Genomic DNA, 17,592 nt, shown 5'->3' with positions numbered 1-17,592 from the left:
GTGCCCGTGGCGGATCGGCGACATCACCGCCGCCGCGCTCGTGCTACTGCACATCGAACACGACAGAACAACATGATCATGCCGCTACTGAGAAACGCTCACTGTGAGAGGTCCTTCCCTGGGTGTCCGTATGCGTGATGTCGAGGCGGAAGATCGATCCCGGACGGGAGTCCAGTGGGCTGACACTTCCATGAGGATTGTAGTTCTGGGTCTTGTTGTCGACCTGGCGATCATCCACGAAACCAGCGCCACCCAAAGCCCGCCATTGTCCGTGTGATCACGCACGTTCCAGGCGATCGTCCGGCTCGGACCGGTCCGAACATTGATGACGCCCGCGTCACCGACCCATTGATGATCAAGACATGAGGGCAGGCCCTCTGCCGCAGACGTCGCGGCCGAGGCCGGAGTCGTGACACCGAGTCCGAGCGCGGTGGCCGTAGCGAGCCCGATGGCGAGCCTTTCCGACGCGAGCAAGCATCTCTTCCCCTCAGAGATCCGGATGCGGTGATGATCTTAACCGGCCCGAGCGCAGGAAGAAGTCCCGTGAGAGTGGCGTGGGAGTATCCAGCTCGCGCTGCGTGAGCGATAACGGCGTGAGGTCTCGGGGCGCGGGACCCGCGGGTGCCGGGCGCGGCAGACTGATCACCGTGACGGACAGCTTTCCCCGCCGGCAGGCCCGCACCCGGCGGTTCACCCTCGGCGCGCCGCGCGGCGCGACCCTCTCCCCCGACGGGGGACGCGTCGTGTTCCTGCGCAGCAAGACCGGCACCGACCCGGTCACCTGCCTGTGGACGCTCGAGCTGGACACCGGCGAGGAGCGCCTCGTCGCCGACCCGCGCGACCTGGAGTCCGGTGCCGAGGAGGACCTGCCGCCCGCGGAACGGGCCCGCCGGGAGCGCAGTCGCGAGCAGGCGGGCGGAATCGTCGGCTACCACTCCGACCGGGCGGTCACCATGGCCGCATTCACCCTGTCCGGGCAGCTCTACGTCGCCGACTTCGCGGCCGGGCTGAGCCCGCGCCAGATCGAGACGCCCGGTGGGGTGATCGACCCGCGACCCGACCCGCTCGGCCAGCGCGTCGCCTTCGTCGCCGGCGGGGCGCTGCACGTGCACGAGCTCGCCCCCCGGTTCACCACGACCCTCGTCGAACCCGACGGCGACGACGTGACCTGGGGGCTGGCCGACTTCATCGCGGCCGAGGAGATGGGCCGGATGCGCGGCTACTGGTGGTCCCCCGAGGGCGACCGGCTGCTCGTCGCCAGGGTCGACGAGGCGCCGGTGCGGCGATGGCACATCGCCGACCCGGCCAACCCGGAGCACGAGCCCACCCCCGTCGCCTATCCGGCGGCCGGGACCCCGAACGCCGCGGTGACCCTGCATCTGATCGGTCTCGACGGCGGCCGCGTCCCCGTCGCCCGGGACACCGCGGCCGACGAGTACGTCGTGGCCGCCATGTGGGACGCCACCGGGCTGTTCGTGACCGTGCAGCCCCGCGACCAGCGGGCGCTGCGGGTGCTGCGGGTCGACACCGTGTCCGGGGCCACCACCGAGGTCACCGCCGCCACCGATGATCAGTGGGTCGACATCGTGCCCGGGGTCCCCGCGCACCTGCCCGGCGGTGAGCTGGTCTGGACGGCCACCGACGCGGACGCGTGCCGGCTCGTCGTCGACGGCGAGCCGATCACGCCGCCGTCGTTGCAGGTCCGCGAGCTGCTGGACGTCGACCATGACACGCTGCTGCTGCGCGCCTCGCAGGACCCGACCTCGATCGGCCTGTGGAGCTGGTCGCCCGACGCCGGGCTGACCGCGTTGACCCCCGACCCCGGGGTGTACGGCGGGCGGCTCGCCGGCGGCACGCTCCTGGTCACCCGCGCCGACCTGGGCACCGACGGCGCCATCACCCGGGTCCGGCGCGCCGACGGCGCCGAGTTCACGATCGCCTCGTTCGCCGAGCCCACCGGGCTGGAACCGCGGCTGGAGATCGTCACGGCGGGCGAGCGGGACCTGCGCACCGCGGTGCTGCTGCCGTCGTGGCACCGGCCCGGTCAGCGGCTGCCCGTGCTCATGGACCCCTACGGCGGCCCGCACGCCCAACGCGTGCTCGCCGCCCGCAACGCGCACCTGACCAGCCAGTGGTTCGCCGAGCAGGGTTTCGCCGTGGTCGTGGTCGACGGGCGCGGCACGCCGGGACGCGGCCCGGCGTTCGAGCGGGCCGTGCACGGCGACCTCGCCGGACCGGTGCTCGACGACCAGATCGACGCGCTGCACGCCGTCGCCGCCCGCCACCCTGATCTGGACCTGTCCCGCGTCGGCATCCGCGGCTGGTCGTTCGGCGGGTTCCTGGCCGCGCTGGCAGTGCTGCGCCGCCCGGACGTGTTCCACGCCGCCGTCGCGGGCGCGCCGGTCACCGACTGGCGCCTCTACGACACCCACTACACCGAGCGCTATCTGGGCCACCCGGACGCCGATCCGCAGGCCTACGAGCGTTCGTCGCTGTTCGCCGACGTCGCCGCGGCCCGGACCCCGCACCGGCCGCTGCTGCTGGTGCACGGGCTGGCCGATGACAACGTGGTCGCCGCGCACACCCTGCGGCTGTCCTCGGCGCTGCTGGCCGCGGGCCGCCCGCACAGCGTGCTGCCGCTGTCCGGGGTGACCCATATGACCCCGCAGGAGGTCGTCGCGGAGAACCTGCTGGTGTTGCAGGTCGAGTTCCTGCGCGCCGCGCTGGATGTGCCCCGGCCGGGCTGACCGGCTGCTCAGGGGTAGGTGTCCGCCGCGGTCGGCTCGGGCCCCTCGCCCGCGGCGGGGCGCCCGGAGCCCGCCCGCCATTCCAGGATCGCGATGGCGAACGCGACCAGCATCATCGCGACCGCGACGCCGAGCGCGATGCCCACCCCCCGCTGGTAGTGGCGGCCGGTGGCGTTGAGGACGGCGTAGAAGATCCCGGCGAGCGCGGCCGTGCCGATCGCCGCGCCGATGCGTTGCGCGGTCTGCAGCGCGCCACCCGCCGACCCGGCCATCCGCACCGGGACGCACCGCAGCGTCATCGTCACGTTCGGGGAGATCACCAGCCCCCCGCCGATCCCGGCCAGCAGGATCGGCGCGATCATCGCGGGCCCGGCGACCGACGGCGGGACCAACGCGAGCACGACCGCGGTCGTGCCGAGCCCGACGAGCACCCCCGCCAGCCCGAGCACGGTGAGCCGGCGGCCGAACCGTTCGACCAGCCGCCCGCCCAGCGTCGAGGACACCGCCGAGCCGAGCGCGAACGGCGTCACGACCAGGCCGGACTGCAGCGGGGTGTAGCCGAGCCCGATCTGGAAGAAGAGCGCGAACACCAGCCAGATGCCGCTGAACCCGACGAAATAGGTCATCCCGAGCGCGACCCCCGAGGAGTAGCCGGGTGTGTCGGTGAGCAGCCGCAGGTCCAGCAGCGGTGCCCGGCCGCGGCGGGTCATCCGGCGCTCCCAGGCCAGGAACGCCGCCGCGAGCGCCGCGCCCACCGGAAACAGCCACCACAGCCTGGCCAGGCCGCCGGCGTAGGCCTCCACCAGCGGCAGCATCACGGCGAACACGGCGCCGCCCAGCAGCCCGGCGCCCACGACGTCGAGACTCCCCCGCCGGGCGTGTGCGGGCGGGCCGGGTAGCCACCGCGCGGCGAGCAGCAGGGCGAGCACCCCGATCGGGACGTTGATGAAGAAGATCCACCGCCATCCGTCGGGCTCGCCCGCGGCGGCGAGGATGAGCCCGCCCGCGACCGGACCCACCGCCGTGGACACCCCGACCGTCCCGCCGAACAGGCCGAAGGCGCGGCCGCGCTCACCGCCGCGGAACAGGTCCTGGATCAGGCCGGAGTTCTGTGGCGCGAGTGCGCCCGCCGCGAGTCCCTGGGCCAGCCGCGCGACGATGAGCAGCACCGCGGTCGGGGCGGCGCCGGCGAGCGCGCTGCACAGCACGAACCCGCCGAGCGCGAACTGGAACATCCGGCGCCGGCCCAGCGCGTCGCCCAGCCGCCCGGCGGGGACGAGGGTCAGGCCGAAGGTCAGCGCGTAACCCGAGATCACCCACTGCGCCTCGGCCGGGCTCACCCCCAGGCTGCGCTGCATCGACGGAAGCGCGACCGAGACGATGCTCACGTCGAGCAGGGTCATGAACCCCGCAACGAGCGTGACGCTCAACGCCCGCCAACGCCTCGGATCCGCGACGTAGGCCTCGGCCGCCACCGGGTTCGCCACGACTCACCCGATGCCCGAGCCGCCGATGAGCAGTTCGGTCATCGCTCCAGTCTCTGTCGGCCCGGCCGAACCCGCGACCCCCGATGTCCTCTGGCACCCTGTGAGGCCCCGATATGTGAGGAGCACACCCGTGGCGCTGCAGCGACCCGTGATCGATCCGGTGGACGGCCCCGCCCCCACCGACCTCGTCACCGAGGACATCCAGCTCGGTGACGGCGTCGAGGCCACCCCGGGCTCCACCGTGAGCGTGCACTACGTGGGCGTCGCGCATTCCACCGGCGAGGAGTTCGACGCGTCCTGGAACCGCGGCCAGCCGTTGCAGTTCCCGCTCGGCGCCGGACGGGTGATCGCGGGCTGGGACCGCGGGGTGTCGGGCATGCGGGTCGGCGGGCGGCGCCGGCTGGTGATCCCGCCGCAGCTGGGATACGGCGACCGCGGCGCGGGTGGCGTGATCAAGGGCGGCGAGACCTTGATCTTCGTTGTGGACCTGCTCGACGTGCAGTGACGCTTGGCCGAGCCCCCGCGGGCGGGCTCAGCCGCGCCCTTCGGACGCCCGGGCGCCGGGCCGGTCGGCGTCGGTCCGCGCCGGGAGGCCGCGCCGGGCCTTGATCAGGCTGGCGATGGTCGTGATGATCAGCACGCCGACGATCACGCTCAGCGACACGACGATGTCCACCTCGGGTACCGGCACCGGCCGGCCGCCGTTGATGAACGGCAGCGAGTTTTCGTGCAGCGCGTGCAGCACCAGCTTGACACCGATGAAGGCCAGGAGGATCGCCAGCCCGTAGGACAGGTAGATCAGCCGCTCCAGCAGCCCGCCGAGCAGGAAGTACAGCTGGCGCAGCCCCATCAGCGCGAACGCGTTGGCCGTGAAAACCAGGTAGGCCTCCTGGGTCAGGCCGAAGATCGCCGGGATGGAGTCGAGCGCGAACAGCAGGTCGGTCGAGCCGATCGCCAGCATCACGATGATCATCGGAGTGGCCCAGCGCTTGCCGTCGATCTTCACGAACGACTTCGCGCCGTGGTAGTCCTCGGTCACCGGCACCATCCGGCGCAGCAGCCGCAGCACCCGGTTCTCGGTGTACTCCTCGTCGTGCGCGGTGCCCTGCCGGGCCAGGTTGACCGCGGTGTAGATGAGCACGGCGGCGAAGACGTAGAAGACCCAGCTGAACCGGGCGATGGCCGCGGCCCCGATCGCGATGAAGATGCCGCGCATGATCAGTGCGATCACGATGCCGATCAGCAGCACTCGGTGCTGGTGGATCGCCGGCACCTTGAACGTCGCCATGATGATGACGAAGACGAACAGGTTGTCGACCGACAGCGAGTATTCGGTGATGTAGCCGGCGAAGAACTCCCCGGCATAGGTCCCGCCGGCGAACAGCCACAGGCCCGCCCCGAACACCATGGCGAGCGCGACATAGAACAGCACCCATCGGGTGGCCTCGGGAACGGTGACCGCATGCGGTTTGTGATCGACGAGGAAGAGGTCGGCCAGGATGATGGCGACCAGGCCGCCGATGGTGGCGAACCAGAGCCAGGCGGGCACTGTCATGAGGTGGGCCTCCGGGGTCTCGGGCAGCGTGAAGCAGCCCGAGGTCTCTCCCGTCGATCCGCTCTGTGCGAGCGTCGCGACCGATGGCACCGGGCTCCCGAACCGCTGTCGGCCGGGCTCCGTGCTGACGATGCCACCACGAGCGGGATACTCCCCTGCGGTGCAGTCCCCGAGTCTGCACCCCGGTGCGGGGAACCCGCCACCCAGGGTGGTCGAGGTCTCCGGCCGCGGGGCACCCTGAGAGCTCACTGAGGGTGGCCCGGCCGGACCGCACACCGACTCGCCTAACGTCATGCGAGTGCCCCGACTGCCCCGGTTCCCGCGCGTGCTCGTCGCCGTCCTCGCGCTCGCGCTGCTCGCCGCCGGCGCCGCCGCGCTCACCGGGCTCCCGGGGCTCGCCGGCGACCGGGATGCAGCCGCCGCGGTCCGCACCAGCGAGCAGCGGATCCAGGTTCGCGGCGGGCCGGAGGCACCGGGGCCGGTCAGCCTCGACACGACGCTCTATCTGCCCGAGACGACACCCGCCCCCGCCGTCCTGGTGGCGCACGGCTTCGGCGGCGACAAGACCTCGGTGGACGCCGACGCCCGCGACCTCGCCGCCCGCGGGTTCGTCGTGCTGGCCTGGACGGCCCGCGGGTTCGGGGCCAGCACCGGGCGGATCGCGCTGGACTCCCCCGACCACGAGGTCGCCGACGCCCGGCAGCTCGTCGACTGGCTGAGCACGCGGCCGGAGGTGGTGCGGGACGGGCCTGGTGACCCGCGTGTCGGCGTCACCGGCGGCTCCTACGGCGGGGCGCTGTCGCTGCTGCTCGCCGGGTACGACCGGCGCATCGACGCGCTCGCCCCCGTCATCACCTGGAACGACCTGGGCCAGGCGCTGTTCCCCGAGGCCGCCGCGGCGACCGCACCGCCGGTGGACACCCCGGCCCGCGGGACGTTCGGCCCGGACGGGGTGTTCAAGCGCGGCTGGGCGGGCTTCTTCTTCGCCCAGGGCGCCACCGGTTCCCCGGCCGGCCGGGCAGCAGGCGCCGACGCCACCCCGTTGACCTGCGGGCGGTTCACCGCGCAGATCTGCGCGGCCTATACCGAGGCGGCGACGACGGGCCTGCTCTCCCCGGCCACCGCGGAGCTGCTGCGCCGATCGTCACCGGCCTCGGTGACCGACCGGATCACGGCCCCGACCCTCATCGTGCAGGGCGAGCGCGACACCCTGTTCGGTCTCGACCATGCCGACGCCAACGCGCGGCAGATCGCGGCCGCGGGCGGCACCGTCCGGGTCGTCTGGTACGCCGGTGGCCACGACGGCGAGGCCCCCGGCGACGCCGTGCGCGCCGAGATCGCCGACTGGTTCGACCACTACCTGGCCGGCCGGGGTGACGCTCCCGGCGCGGGCTTCGCCTACGCCGTGCGCAGCGAGCTGCGCACGAACCGGGACACCCCGACCGAGCGCACCGTTGTCGCCGAGGGGTATCCCGGCCTGCCCGGTGCGCCCCCGGTGCCGACGGAGTCGATCGCGCTGGCCGGTCCGCCGCAGCCGGTGGTGCATCCGGCGGCCGGCAGCCCGGCCGCGATCACGGCCCTGCCCGGAGTGGGCGGGCAGCTGGGCGACCTCGGCGGCAGGCTGGCGGCGGTGACCTCGGAGATCCCCGGACAGTCTGCCCGGTTCCGCAGCGAGCCGCTGCCCGCGCCCGTGACGATCGTGGGCGCCCCGCGTGCCGAGCTGACCGTCTCCCGGGTCCCGGGCCAGCCCGGCGCGGACGAGGCCGTGCTGTTCGGCCGGGTCTCCACGGTCTCCGCCGACGGCAGGCGCACGCTGCTGGGCGGCGCGGTCGCCCCGATGCGGATACCGGTGCCCGCGGACGGCTCGCCCGCCCGGGTCACCATCACCCTGCCGGGGGTGGTCGCCCCGGTGCGGGCGGGCGACCGGATCGTCGTGTCCATCGGCACGACCGACCAGGGCTACGCGTCGCCGGACGATCCGGCGGTCTGGCGGATCGAGCTCGACGGCGCGCTGAGCGTTCCCGTGGTGCCCGGCCGCGCCGTCACGGCGAACACCGTCCCGATCGGCTACGTCATCGGTATCGGTGTCGTGCTGGCGATCGCGCTGGGCGCCGGCGTCGCGGGGTGGATCCGCCGGCGGCGCCGTCCCACCCGCGTCACGGGCGACCCCGACCTGCCGCTGGAGATCACCGGGCTCGCCAAGACCTACCGGGGCGGGGTCACCGCGGTGTCGGACGTGTCGTTCTCCGTCGAGCGGGGCATGGTCCTCGGCCTGCTGGGACCCAACGGCGCCGGCAAGACCACCGCGCTGCGGATGCTGATGGGGCTGGTCCGTCCGTCGGCGGGCGCGATCCGCGCGTTCGGCGAGCCGATCGGGCCCGGGGCCCCGGTGCTGGCCCGGATCGGCGCGTTCGTGGAGGGGCCGGGGTTCCTGCCGCATCTGTCCGGCCATGAGAACCTCCGGCTGTACTGGGCCGCGACCGGGCGGCCCGCCGCCGAGGCGCGGCTTCAGGAGGCGTTGGAGATCGCCGGGCTCGGCGATTCGGTGCACCGCAGGGTCGGCACCTACAGCCAGGGGATGCGGCAGCGGTTGGCGATCGCGCAGGCGATGCTCGGATTGCCGGAGCTGCTGGTGCTCGACGAACCGACCAACGGGCTCGACCCGCCCCAGATCCACGCGATGCGGGAGGTGCTGCGCCGCTATGCCGCGGCCGGGCGCACCGTCCTGGTCTCCAGCCACCTGCTGGCCGAGGTCGAGCAGACGTGCACGCACGTCGTCGTCATGCACCACGGCAGGGTGGTGGCCGCCGGGACAGTCGAGGAGATCATCGCCGGGGGCGGCGCGGCCAGCTTCACCGTCGACGCCCCGCAGCGGGCGGCCGCGGTCATCGCCGCGCTGGAGGGGGTCCGCGACGTCGCTGTCGACGGGACGCTCGTGCACGCCGAGCTCAACGGCGCCCCCCGCGCATCGGTGGTGCGGGCGCTGGTCACCGCCGGGATCGACGTGCAGTCCGCGGGCCCACGGCGTCGCCTCGAGGACGCCTTCCTGCAACTGGTCGGAGAGGACACCGCACCGTGAGCGACTCGCCTCCCACCCACCGGGGACACGTGGGCACCTTTGCCGCGGGCTCGGCCGCGTCCCGCCCGTCCTACCGCCCGGAGCGGACCCTGCCGGTGCGCGTCGAGCTGGTCCGCCAGCTGCGCCGCCGCCGCACCAGCGTGACATTCGCCCTGATGGCGCTGCTGCCGGTGATCCTCTGGGTGGCCTTCAGCCTGGCCTCCGAGGGGCCGCCCGGCGGATCGTTCAACTTCGTCGACCTGGCCAAGCAGAGCGCGCCGAACTTCGCCGTGTTCGCCCTGTTCGCCTCGTCGGGCTTCCTGCTCGTCGTGGTGGTCGCGCTGTTCTTCGGCGACACCGTTGCCTCCGAGGCGTCGTGGTCGAGCCTGCGCTATCTGCTCGCGGCGCCGATTCCGCGGACCCGGCTGTTGCGGCAGAAGGCGATCGTGGCGGGGCTGCTGGCGCTGGCCGCGGTTCTCCTGCTACCGGTGGTGTCACTGATCGTCGGGAGTCTGGCCTACGGAACAGGAGATCTGGTCAGTCCCGCCGGGGAGTCACTGGGCTTCGCCACCGCCGCCGGCCGGGTACTGCTCGGCGCGCTCTACGTCGCCGTGCAGCTGAGCTGGGTCGCCGCGCTCGCGCTATTGCTGTCGGTGAGCACGGACGCGCCGCTGGGTGCGGTCGGCGGTGCGGTGACGGTGTCGATCGTGTCGCAGATCCTCGACCAGATCACCGCACTGGGCGACCTGCGCAACTGGTTGCCGACGCACGACGCCACCGCCTGGTCGGCGCTGCTGGCCGAGCAGGTCGACTGGGGCGAGATGACCCGGGGCGTGTTCGCCGCGCTCAGCTACGCCCTGATCTTCGGCGCCCTTGCGGCCTACCGCTTCCACCGCAAGGACACCCTGTGAGGGCGTAACAGTGTTCTAACACTGTTACGCCCTCACAGGGGGCGTTGAGCTGCGGGTTCGCCCTAGACTGGGCGGGTGGAGCAGCAGATCCGGTTCTGCACGGCGGTGGACGGGATCCGGCTGGCATACGCGACACACGGGCGGGGGCCGGCGATCGTCAAGGTCGCCAACTGGGTCACCCACCTGGAGCACGACTGGCACAGCCCGCTGTGGCGGCACTGGTGGAAGGAGCTCGGACGGGGCCACCAGGTGGTGCGTTACGACGAACGTGGATGCGGTCTGTCTGATCGGGAGCCACAGCGGATCACGCTGGAGGCGTTCGTCGACGACCTGGCGACCGTGGTCGAAGCGGCCCGTCTCGACCGATTCGCCCTGCTCGGCATCTCGCAGGGCGGAGCGGCCGCGATCTGCTACGCGGCCCGGCACCCGGAGCGGATCAGCCGGCTGGTCCTCTGCGGCGGATACGCGAGGGGGCGGATGCGGCGGGACCTGTCCGCCGAGCAGCGGGCGGAGGTCGAACTGCTGGAGGGCATCGTCCGGGTCGGCTGGGAGCGGGCCGACCCGGTGTTCCGGCGCGTGTTCACCACCCGGTTCGTACCGGATGCCACCGACCGGCAGATGGCGTGGTTCGACGAGCTGATGCGGGTATCGACGTCCCCGACGATGGCCGGGCGGCTGCGGCACACATGGGGTGAGGTCGACGTCACCGGTCTGCTGGACCAGGTGCGGGTCCCGACCCTGGTCGCCCACGCCCGCGACGAGGTGAGCGTGCCGTTCGAGGAGGGACGCCTGCTCGCGACCCGGATCCCGGACGCCCGGCTGCTGCCGCTGGACAGCCGCAACCACGTGCTGCTGCCCGACGAGCCTGCCTGGCCGGTCTTCGTGCGCGAGCTGCACGCCTTCCTCGAGACCCCGCCGGCTGCTCCCGTCGCCGCCGGGGAGCTGAGCCACCGCGAGCGCGAGGTGCTCAGGCTGGTGACGGCGGGACTGGGCAACGAGCAGATCGCCGATCGGCTGCACATCAGCGCCCGCACCGTCGAGCGGCACCTGTCCAACAGCTACGCCAAGCTGGGCGTTTCGGGCAAGGGGGCCCGGGCCGCGGCCGCCGCCTATGTCGCCCGGGTCGAGCAGGCCCCGTCAGGTCGCTGAGGTTCGGCTACGTGGACACCGCCATCCGCCGGCCGGGAATTGGGTGGTGGAACGGAAGGCGTCCGCCCCGCCCGCTCATAGCGTTCCAGCGGTGACCACTGCATCCTCCCGGGCCGCCCTCGCCCCGCTCGTCCTGGCGACGATGGCCTCGCAGGCGCTGCTGGTCGTGCTCGGGCCGACGATCGTGGCGATCGGGGACGAGCTCGGGGCGCCGGTGGGCGTGGTCGGCCAGGCCCGCTCGATCGCCGCCGGTGCCGCGCTCGCCGCATCAGGGGGGTTGGCCGCCCGCTCCGGCGCGTTGGACGGCCGACGGCTGCTCGCGGCCGGCGCCGGCCTGGCGATCGTGGCCTGCGCCGCAGTCGCCACGGCCCCGACGCTGGCGGTCTTCCTGACCGCGCACCTGCTGGTCGGCCTCGCGTTCGCCTGCCTGCTCTCGGCCGGCTTCGCCGGAGTATCGGTCTCCCCGCCGCCTCGGCGCGGGCGCGCGATGGGTTACGTCGCCGCCGCGAACGCCGGGGCATGGATCCTCATCAACCCCATGGTCGGGCTGCTGACCGGCTGGATGTCCTGGCGGGTGGCGCAGGCGGTCCCCGCGGTGATCGCGGTCGCGGCGCTGCTGGCGGCGCGTACCGCCGCGCCGGTGCCCGCTCGTCGGGCGGCGCGGCCGCTCCGCGCGGTGCTCGGCACGGCCTCGGCGCGGCGCTGGCTGGCCGGAGAGTTGATCGCCTACGGCGCCTGGACCGCGTTCCTGACGTTCAGCGGGGCGTTCTTCATCGAGACGCTCGGGGTGCGTGACGCGGCGGTCGGCTGGGTGCTGGCCGCCGGACCGGCGGCCTACGTCGTGACCGCGACCCGCAGCGGTCGGCTGACCGGGTTCCTGCCGCGGCGACGGCAGGTGGCGGTCGCGGCGTTGGTGATGGCCCTCCTGCTGCCGGTGCTGCTCGCCGCGGCCGGCTCGGTGGCGTCGGCCGTCGCCCTCTGCGTTCTGATCGGGTTCGCCGCCGGGGTGCGCACCCCGGCCTCGGCCGGGCTCGGCCTGGACCAGCTGCCCGACCAGCCCGGGGCGATGATGGCCGCCCGCACCGCCGTCACCCAGCTCGGCTACCTACTCGGCGCGACCGTCGGCGGCGCGCTGATCGCCGGCGCCGGCTACGCCTGGCTGGGTCTGATGCTCGCCGCCGGACTCGCCGCGTCCGCGCTGCTCGCGCTCCGCGTCACCGACCCCCTCGACCAGGGCGGCGACCCGTGGGTCCCGCCCTCCCACCCGATGGAAAGGAGCAGAAGATGGACGAGAACCGGCTGATGGAGTTCGTGCACAAGGCCGTGGCCGACGTCGGGCTGATGGGCAACGCGGCGTTGGTCGCGCTGGGAGACCGGCTCGGGCTGTTCACCGCGATGGCGGACGCCGGCCCGCTCACCGCCGCCGAACTAGCCGCGCGCACCGACACCCATGAGCGTTACGTGCGGGAGTGGCTGGCCTCGCAGGCCGCCAACGGCTATCTCACCTACGAGGGCGACGGACGGTACACGCTACCGGCGGAGCACGCCGTGGCGCTCACCGACGAAACCAGCCCGGTCTGCGTGATCGGCGCCTACCAGCTGGCGCTGGCCACGGTCCAGTCCACCTATCGGCTGGCCGAGGCGTTCCGCACCGGCGCGGGCATCGGCTGGGGCGACCACCACCCCGAGCTCTACCCCGGCTGCGAGCGGTTCTTCGCCCCCAGCTACCGCAACCACCTGGTCACCTCGTGGATCCCTGCCCTCGACGGGGTGGAGGACAGGCTCCGCGACGGCGCTACCGTCGCCGACATCGGATGCGGCCATGGGGCCTCGACCCTGGTCATGGCCGAGGCCTACCCGGCGTCGCGGTTCGTCGGCTTCGACCCGCATCCCGACTCGGTGACCGCGGCGCGCAAACGGGCTGCCGACGCCGGCCTCGCCTCCCGGGTCCGGTTCGAGATCGCCACCGCCGCCGACTTCCCCGGCACCTACGACCTGGTCACGTTCTTCGACTGCCTGCACGACATGGGCGACCCCACCGGTGCCGGCCGGCACAGCCGCGCCGCCCTGAACCCCGGCGGCACCGCGATGATCGTGGAACCGAGGGCCGCCGACCGGATCGAGGACAACCTCAACCCGGTCAGCGCCACCTACTACGCGTTCTCCACCCAGCTGTGCACCCCGAACTCGCTCGCCCAGGACGGCGGGTCCGCGCTGGGCGCGCAGGCCGGCGAGGCACGGCTGCGCCAGGTCCTGACCGAGGCTGGCTTCCGCACGGTGCAACGGGTGGCCGAAACCCCGTTCAACATGGTGTTGCAGGCGCGGCCGTGAGCAGTCCCGACGCAGGTCACCTCCCCCTGTGAGTGCGTAACAGTGTTCCAACACTGTTACGCACTCACAGGGGGATCAGGCGGAGGATGTCGTTCGCGGCCTCCATGTGCAGCATGTGGCCCGCGTCGACCTGCTCGACCTTCCCCTCGGGCAGCGGCAGGATCTTGTCCTCCCGCCCCCAGACGACGGTCACCGGCGCCTCCACCCCGGCGAGCAGGCCGGGGGTGTCGATGGCCTGCTCGCCGGCTTCGGTGAGCAGCGTGCCCAGCAGCGTCCGCAGCGCCTCCGGGACGCCGTCGAGCCGCTTGTAGCGCAGCAGGTCGTCGACGAGCTGTCGGGTGACCAGCCCGGGATCGGCGAACAGGTCGCCCAGCAGCGGTTTGAGCTCCCGCCGCGACGTCGCGGCGGCGAATCCACGCAGGTAGCCCGCGTTGGGACGGCCACCGAAGCCGGCCGGGGCCAGCAGCGTCAGCGACGCCACCTTCTCCGGCGCGGCCTTCGCCGCGGCGGCGACGACGGCTCCGCCGAGTGAGTGCCCGACCAGATGCGCCCGCTCGATGCCCACCCCGTCGAGGAAGCCGACGACGGTGTCGGCCAGCAGCGACAGCGACCCGTCCCCGACGTCCTTGCTCGACGCGCCGTGTCCCGGCAGGTCCAGGGCGTGCACCGGCCGGTGCTCGGCCAGCGGCTGCTGCACGAACAGCCACGAGTTCTTGTCGCCTCCGTAGCCGTGCACCAGCACGACGGGCTCGGCCTCGGTCTCCGCCCCGAGCGTGAGGTAGGAGATCGTCCGCCCCGCCACCTCGACCGACTGCGGCTCCGGCTCGGCCTCGGCTTCCAGTGCGCCCGACTCGACCTCGGCCAGCGCCTCGGCGACGACGGCGTCGATCTCGGAGTCCGGGACCTCGGCCGGGGCCACCACCGCGAGCGTGGCCCCAATCGGCAACTCGGAGTCGGCGGGCGCGACGATGCGGCGCAGCAGCCCGTCGACCGTCGACTCCAGCGTGCCGGCGATCTTGTCGGTGTCGATGTCGGCGAGATCGTCGCCCGTGCTGATCGTCGAACCCTCCTCGACGAACCACTCGATGATCTTCCCGGTCTTCATCGAGAGACCCCATTTGGGCATCGTGATGCGCAGGATCCGCTCATCCGCCATAGTCGACCGCCTTCTTCACCGCGCCCGCGATCTTCGCCGCGTCCGGGATGAACAGGTCCTCCAGCGCGTCCGAGAACGGGACCGGAGTATGCGGGCCGGTCACCATCCGGATCGGCGCGCGCAGCGACCCGAACGCCTCCTGCGCGACCATCGCCCCGATGTCGCAGGCCAGCGAGCAGCGCGGGTTCGACTCGTCGACGACCACCAGCCGCCCGGTGTTCTCGACGCTCTCCAGGATCGTGTCGGTGTCGAGCGGGCTCGTCGTGCGCGGGTCGATGATCTCGGCCTGGATTCCGGAACCGGCGAGCTCGTCGGCGGCCTGTGCCGCCATACCCACCATCCGCCCGATCGCCACGATCGTGACGTCGGAGCCCTCGCGCACGATATTGGCCTCGCCGAACGGGATCGTGTAGCTCTCCTGCGGCACCTCGGCCGCGGTGTCGTAGAGCAGCTTGTGCTCGGCGAAGATCACCGGGTCGTCGTCGCGGATCGCGGAGATCATCAGGCCCTTTGCGTCGTAGGCGTTCGACGGCGCCGCGACCTTGAGTCCGGGGATGTGGGTGAACACCGGCAGCAGCGACTGCGAGTGCTGCGCGGCTGCCCGCAGGCCCGCACCCCACATCGTCCGGATGACGACCGGGGTCACCGCCTTGCCGCCGAACATGTACCGGAACTTCGCGGCCTGGTTGAAGATCTGGTCGAAGCAGACGCCCATGAAGTCGATGAACATCAGCTCGGCGACCGGACGCAGGCCACCGGTCGCCGCGCCGATCGCGGCGCCGATGAACGCCGACTCCGAGATCGGGGTGTCCATCACCCGGCCGGGGAACTTCCCGTACAGCCCCTTGGTCACCCCGAGGACCCCGCCCCAGGCGTCCATCTCACCGGGCGAGCCCTCACCGCCCGCGTTGTCCTCGCCCATGACGATGACGCGCGGGTCGCGCTCCATCTCCTGCTCGAGCGCCTCGTTGATCGCCTCGCGATAGGTGATGCTGCGTGCCACTGCGGATCCCTCCTCAGTACGCGACGTAGACGTCGGTGAGCAGCTGATCCGGACCCGGTTTGGGGGCGGCCTTGGCCTCGGTCACGGCCTGGTCGATGAACTCGGCGACCTCGGTGTCGACGCCGTCGAGCTGCTCGTTCGTCAGCTGGCCCGCCTCGGTGACCCGGGTGCGGAACCGCTTCAGGCAGTCGAGGTTCTCCCGCGCGTGGGCCACCTCGTCGCCGCGGTAGAGCTGCTGGTCGCCCTCGAAATGGCCGAAGTAGCGGGTGAACTTGACCTCGATGAGAGTCGGGCCGCCCCCCTCGCGGGCGCGCGCGACCGCCTCGCCCGCGGCCTCGTGGACGGCGAAGAAGTCGAACCCGTCGACGATCACCCCGGGCATCCCGAATGCGGCGGCGCGGTCGGCGATGTCGTCGGTGGCCACCGACCAGGTCGACGACGTGGTCTCGGCGTAGCCGTTGTTCTCGGCCACGAAGATCGCCGGCAGGTTCCAGATCGAGGCCAGGTTGAGCGACTCCAGCGTCGTGCCCTGGTTCGACGCGCCGTCGCCGAAGAACGCCACCGCCACCCCGCCGCTGCCCTGCTGCTTGGCTGCCAGCGCGCGCCCGCAGATCAGCGGCGGGCCACCGCCGACGATGCCGTTCGCTCCGAGCATGCCCTTGGACAGGTCGGCGATGTGCATCGAACCGCCCTTGCCCTTGCACGACCCGGTGGCCTTGCCGTAGATCTCGGCCATCATCCCGCCGACGTCGACGCCCTTGGCGATGCAGTGGCCGTGCCCGCGGTGGGTGGAGGCGATCGCGTCGCGGTCGTCGAGGTGCATGCACACCCCGGCCGCCGAGGCCTCCTCGCCTGCGTACAGGTGCACGAAGCCGGGGATGTCGCCGCCGGCGAACTCCTTGTGCACCCGCTCCTCGAACTCCCGGACGGTCCGCATCGTGCGGTAGGCCGTGAGCAGGGCGTCCGGGCCGAGCTCCTGGGTCACGGTGGTCGGGAGAGTGCCTGTCATGACATCACGATCCCTCCGTCGATCATGACCGGCTGTCCGGTCATGTAGCGTGCTGCCTTCATCGGATCTCCTGGGTGAGCTCGCGGGACTCGCGGACGAACAGCCGCCGCGCGGCGGCGGCGGCGAGGACGGCGCGCACGTCGAGCACCCTGGGCCCGTCGTGCGCCAGGGTGACGGTGACGGGGGTGGCCGGGCCGAACTCGATCTCGCGCTCGCCGTCGACGGCGACCGTGCCGCGGTCCAGGGCGACCGGCTGCGCCACCCCGGGCGGGAGCGCCCGCGCCTCCCGGATCCCGATCGGTGCGAGGACCCCAGGGGCGATCGGCGCCAGCACCGTCCGCGCGGCCCGCGCGGGTGCGGTCATCGCGACCGCGACGCCGTCGGGGCCGGTGCGGCTGCTGGGCGCCAGTAGCCCGGCGATGCTCGACAGCCCGATGGCGTGCGGTTCGGCGAAGGCGCAGTAGAGCTCGCGCAGGGTCTCGGGCTGCCACAGCGCCTTGGAGCCGACGTGCGCCACCGTCGAGACGCAGACGTCGACCAGCGCGATCTCGCTGACCGCGCCCGCCGCGACGTGCAGCGCCTTCGCCCGCCGCGTCACCTCGCCGGTCGCGACGCGGCCGGTCGCGAACAACCCGACCGCGGCGCCGGCGACGGTGGCCTCCCACATCTCGGGGAACGCGTTGTTGGTCCCGGTCGAGAGCGGCAGCAGGGCGACGTCGCCGCTCTGACCCGATGCGGCGCGCACGGTGCCGTCGCCGCCGAGCAGCACGATGACCGAGGCGCCGCGCTCGCGCATGAGCCGGACCAGTGCGCGGGTGTCCTCGGCGGTTCCGCTGATCGAGTCGAGCGCGACGAAGTGCAGGTCCGGCCAGCGGCCGGCGGTGGCGCGGCGTTTGTCCCGGACTCGCAGCACGCCGCCCGCGACGCCCATCGCGTCGGTCGACATGAGGACGCGGTCGACGCCGGCGCCGCCCGCCGCCGCGATCAGCCGCAGCACCATGTTGGTCTTCTCGGCGTTGGGGAACACCGACGCCTGCGCGACCAGTCTGCGGATGTCGCGGCCGGACATGGGGTTGGCCACGATGCCGATGGTCGAACCGGGGATGACCGGCAGCGTCGTGGCGACGGCGCCGCCTCGCCCGTTCGGTCCGCCCTGCTGCACCAGGCCCTCCCGTACCGGTCCGCG

13 protein-coding genes are annotated in these 17,592 nt (G+C 72.8%); 7 read left to right on the top strand and 6 right to left on the bottom strand.

Annotated elements, in window-relative coordinates; genetic code table 11:
- Positions 1 to 647: 647 nt before the first annotated feature.
- Positions 648 to 2,747 carry a S9 family peptidase gene (locus tag G567_RS0114995; protein WP_028930636.1) on the top strand — a complete coding sequence of 700 codons (2,100 nt, stop codon included), beginning with the start codon at positions 648 to 650 and terminating at the stop codon, positions 2,745 to 2,747.
- A gap of 8 nt (positions 2,748 to 2,755) precedes the next feature.
- On the opposite strand, the gene G567_RS0114990 is transcribed toward G567_RS0114995, so the two are convergent.
- The gene (locus tag G567_RS0114990) at positions 2,756 to 4,234 is read right to left on the bottom strand and encodes an MFS transporter (RefSeq protein WP_261763865.1); all 1,479 of its coding nucleotides are present in this window, start codon (positions 4,232 to 4,234) and stop codon (positions 2,756 to 2,758) included.
- Positions 4,235 to 4,364: 130 nt separating this feature from the next.
- On the opposite strand from G567_RS0114990, the gene G567_RS0114985 reads away from it, so the two are divergent.
- On the top strand, positions 4,365 to 4,739 hold the full coding sequence (locus G567_RS0114985; RefSeq protein WP_028930634.1) for an FKBP-type peptidyl-prolyl cis-trans isomerase: 375 nt from the start codon (positions 4,365 to 4,367) through the stop codon (positions 4,737 to 4,739).
- A gap of 27 nt (positions 4,740 to 4,766) precedes the next feature.
- Here G567_RS0114985 and G567_RS29020 read toward each other — a convergent pair whose 3' ends face one another.
- Positions 4,767 to 5,789, bottom strand: a complete 1,023-nt coding sequence (locus G567_RS29020; protein WP_051233104.1) for a TerC family protein — start codon at positions 5,787 to 5,789, stop codon at positions 4,767 to 4,769.
- A gap of 298 nt (positions 5,790 to 6,087) precedes the next feature.
- Between G567_RS29020 and G567_RS0114975 the strand changes: the two genes are divergently transcribed.
- The 5 genes from G567_RS0114975 to G567_RS0114955 all read left to right on the top strand — a co-directional run bounded on the left by G567_RS0114975 (position 6,088) and on the right by G567_RS0114955 (position 13,238).
- Complete coding sequence (locus tag G567_RS0114975; protein ID WP_373865912.1) at positions 6,088 to 8,868, top strand: alpha/beta fold hydrolase; 2,781 nt, start codon at positions 6,088 to 6,090, stop codon at positions 8,866 to 8,868.
- On the top strand, positions 8,865 to 9,758 hold the full coding sequence (locus G567_RS29015; protein WP_147201177.1) for an ABC transporter permease: 894 nt from the start codon (positions 8,865 to 8,867) through the stop codon (positions 9,756 to 9,758). Before G567_RS0114975 ends, G567_RS29015 begins: the two co-directional genes overlap by 4 nt.
- Positions 9,759 to 9,833: 75 nt before the next feature.
- Positions 9,834 to 10,907, top strand: a complete 1,074-nt coding sequence (locus tag G567_RS0114965) for an alpha/beta fold hydrolase (protein ID WP_028930632.1) — start codon at positions 9,834 to 9,836, stop codon at positions 10,905 to 10,907.
- A 91-nt stretch (positions 10,908 to 10,998) separates the two neighbouring features.
- Positions 10,999 to 12,210: an MFS transporter gene (locus tag G567_RS0114960; RefSeq protein ID WP_028930631.1), complete on the top strand. Its 1,212-nt coding sequence runs from the start codon at positions 10,999 to 11,001 to the stop codon at positions 12,208 to 12,210.
- A complete protein-coding gene (locus tag G567_RS0114955; protein ID WP_028930630.1) occupies positions 12,192 to 13,238 on the top strand; it encodes a class I SAM-dependent methyltransferase in 1,047 nt (348 codons plus the stop codon). The genes G567_RS0114960 and G567_RS0114955 overlap by 19 nt, the downstream gene beginning before the upstream one ends.
- A gap of 64 nt (positions 13,239 to 13,302) precedes the next feature.
- Here G567_RS0114955 and G567_RS0114950 read toward each other — a convergent pair whose 3' ends face one another.
- Genes G567_RS0114950 through G567_RS0114935 form a run of 4 tightly spaced genes read right to left on the bottom strand, consistent with a single transcriptional unit; the run spans position 13,303 to position 17,568 of the window.
- Positions 13,303 to 14,394: an acetoin dehydrogenase dihydrolipoyllysine-residue acetyltransferase subunit gene (locus G567_RS0114950; RefSeq protein WP_028930629.1), complete on the bottom strand. Its 1,092-nt coding sequence runs from the start codon at positions 14,392 to 14,394 to the stop codon at positions 13,303 to 13,305.
- The gene (locus tag G567_RS0114945) at positions 14,384 to 15,397 is read right to left on the bottom strand and encodes an alpha-ketoacid dehydrogenase subunit beta (RefSeq protein ID WP_028930628.1); all 1,014 of its coding nucleotides are present in this window, start codon (positions 15,395 to 15,397) and stop codon (positions 14,384 to 14,386) included. The genes G567_RS0114950 and G567_RS0114945 overlap by 11 nt, the downstream gene beginning before the upstream one ends.
- 13 nt (positions 15,398 to 15,410) lie before the next feature.
- The gene (locus G567_RS0114940) at positions 15,411 to 16,406 is read right to left on the bottom strand and encodes a thiamine pyrophosphate-dependent dehydrogenase E1 component subunit alpha (protein WP_028930627.1); all 996 of its coding nucleotides are present in this window, start codon (positions 16,404 to 16,406) and stop codon (positions 15,411 to 15,413) included.
- A gap of 58 nt (positions 16,407 to 16,464) precedes the next feature.
- Positions 16,465 to 17,568, bottom strand: coding sequence for an NAD(+)/NADH kinase (locus G567_RS0114935; RefSeq protein WP_245585658.1), 1,104 nt, complete (start codon positions 17,566 to 17,568; stop codon positions 16,465 to 16,467).
- Between the last annotated feature and the right edge of the window lie 24 nt (positions 17,569 to 17,592).

The organism is Pseudonocardia asaccharolytica DSM 44247 = NBRC 16224 (genome assembly GCF_000423625.1).
Taxonomy (GTDB): domain Bacteria; phylum Actinomycetota; class Actinomycetes; order Mycobacteriales; family Pseudonocardiaceae; genus Pseudonocardia; species Pseudonocardia asaccharolytica.
The sequence above is the reverse complement of the archived record's forward strand: the minus strand, read 5'-3'. Positions and strand labels throughout refer to the sequence as shown.

Bases quoted from the DNA above. Each gene is read 5' to 3' on its own strand.
- G567_RS29020 (WP_051233104.1), bottom strand. From the start codon at position 5,789: ATGACAGTGCCCGCCTGGCTCTGGTTCGCCACCATCGGCGGCCTGGTC.
- G567_RS0114950 (WP_028930629.1), bottom strand. From the start codon at position 14,394: ATGGCGGATGAGCGGATCCTGCGCATCACGATGCCCAAATGGGGTCTC.
- G567_RS0114940 (WP_028930627.1), bottom strand. From the start codon at position 16,406: ATGACAGGCACTCTCCCGACCACCGTGACCCAGGAGCTCGGCCCGGAC.
- G567_RS0114955 (WP_028930630.1), top strand. From the start codon at position 12,192: ATGGACGAGAACCGGCTGATGGAGTTCGTGCACAAGGCCGTGGCCGAC.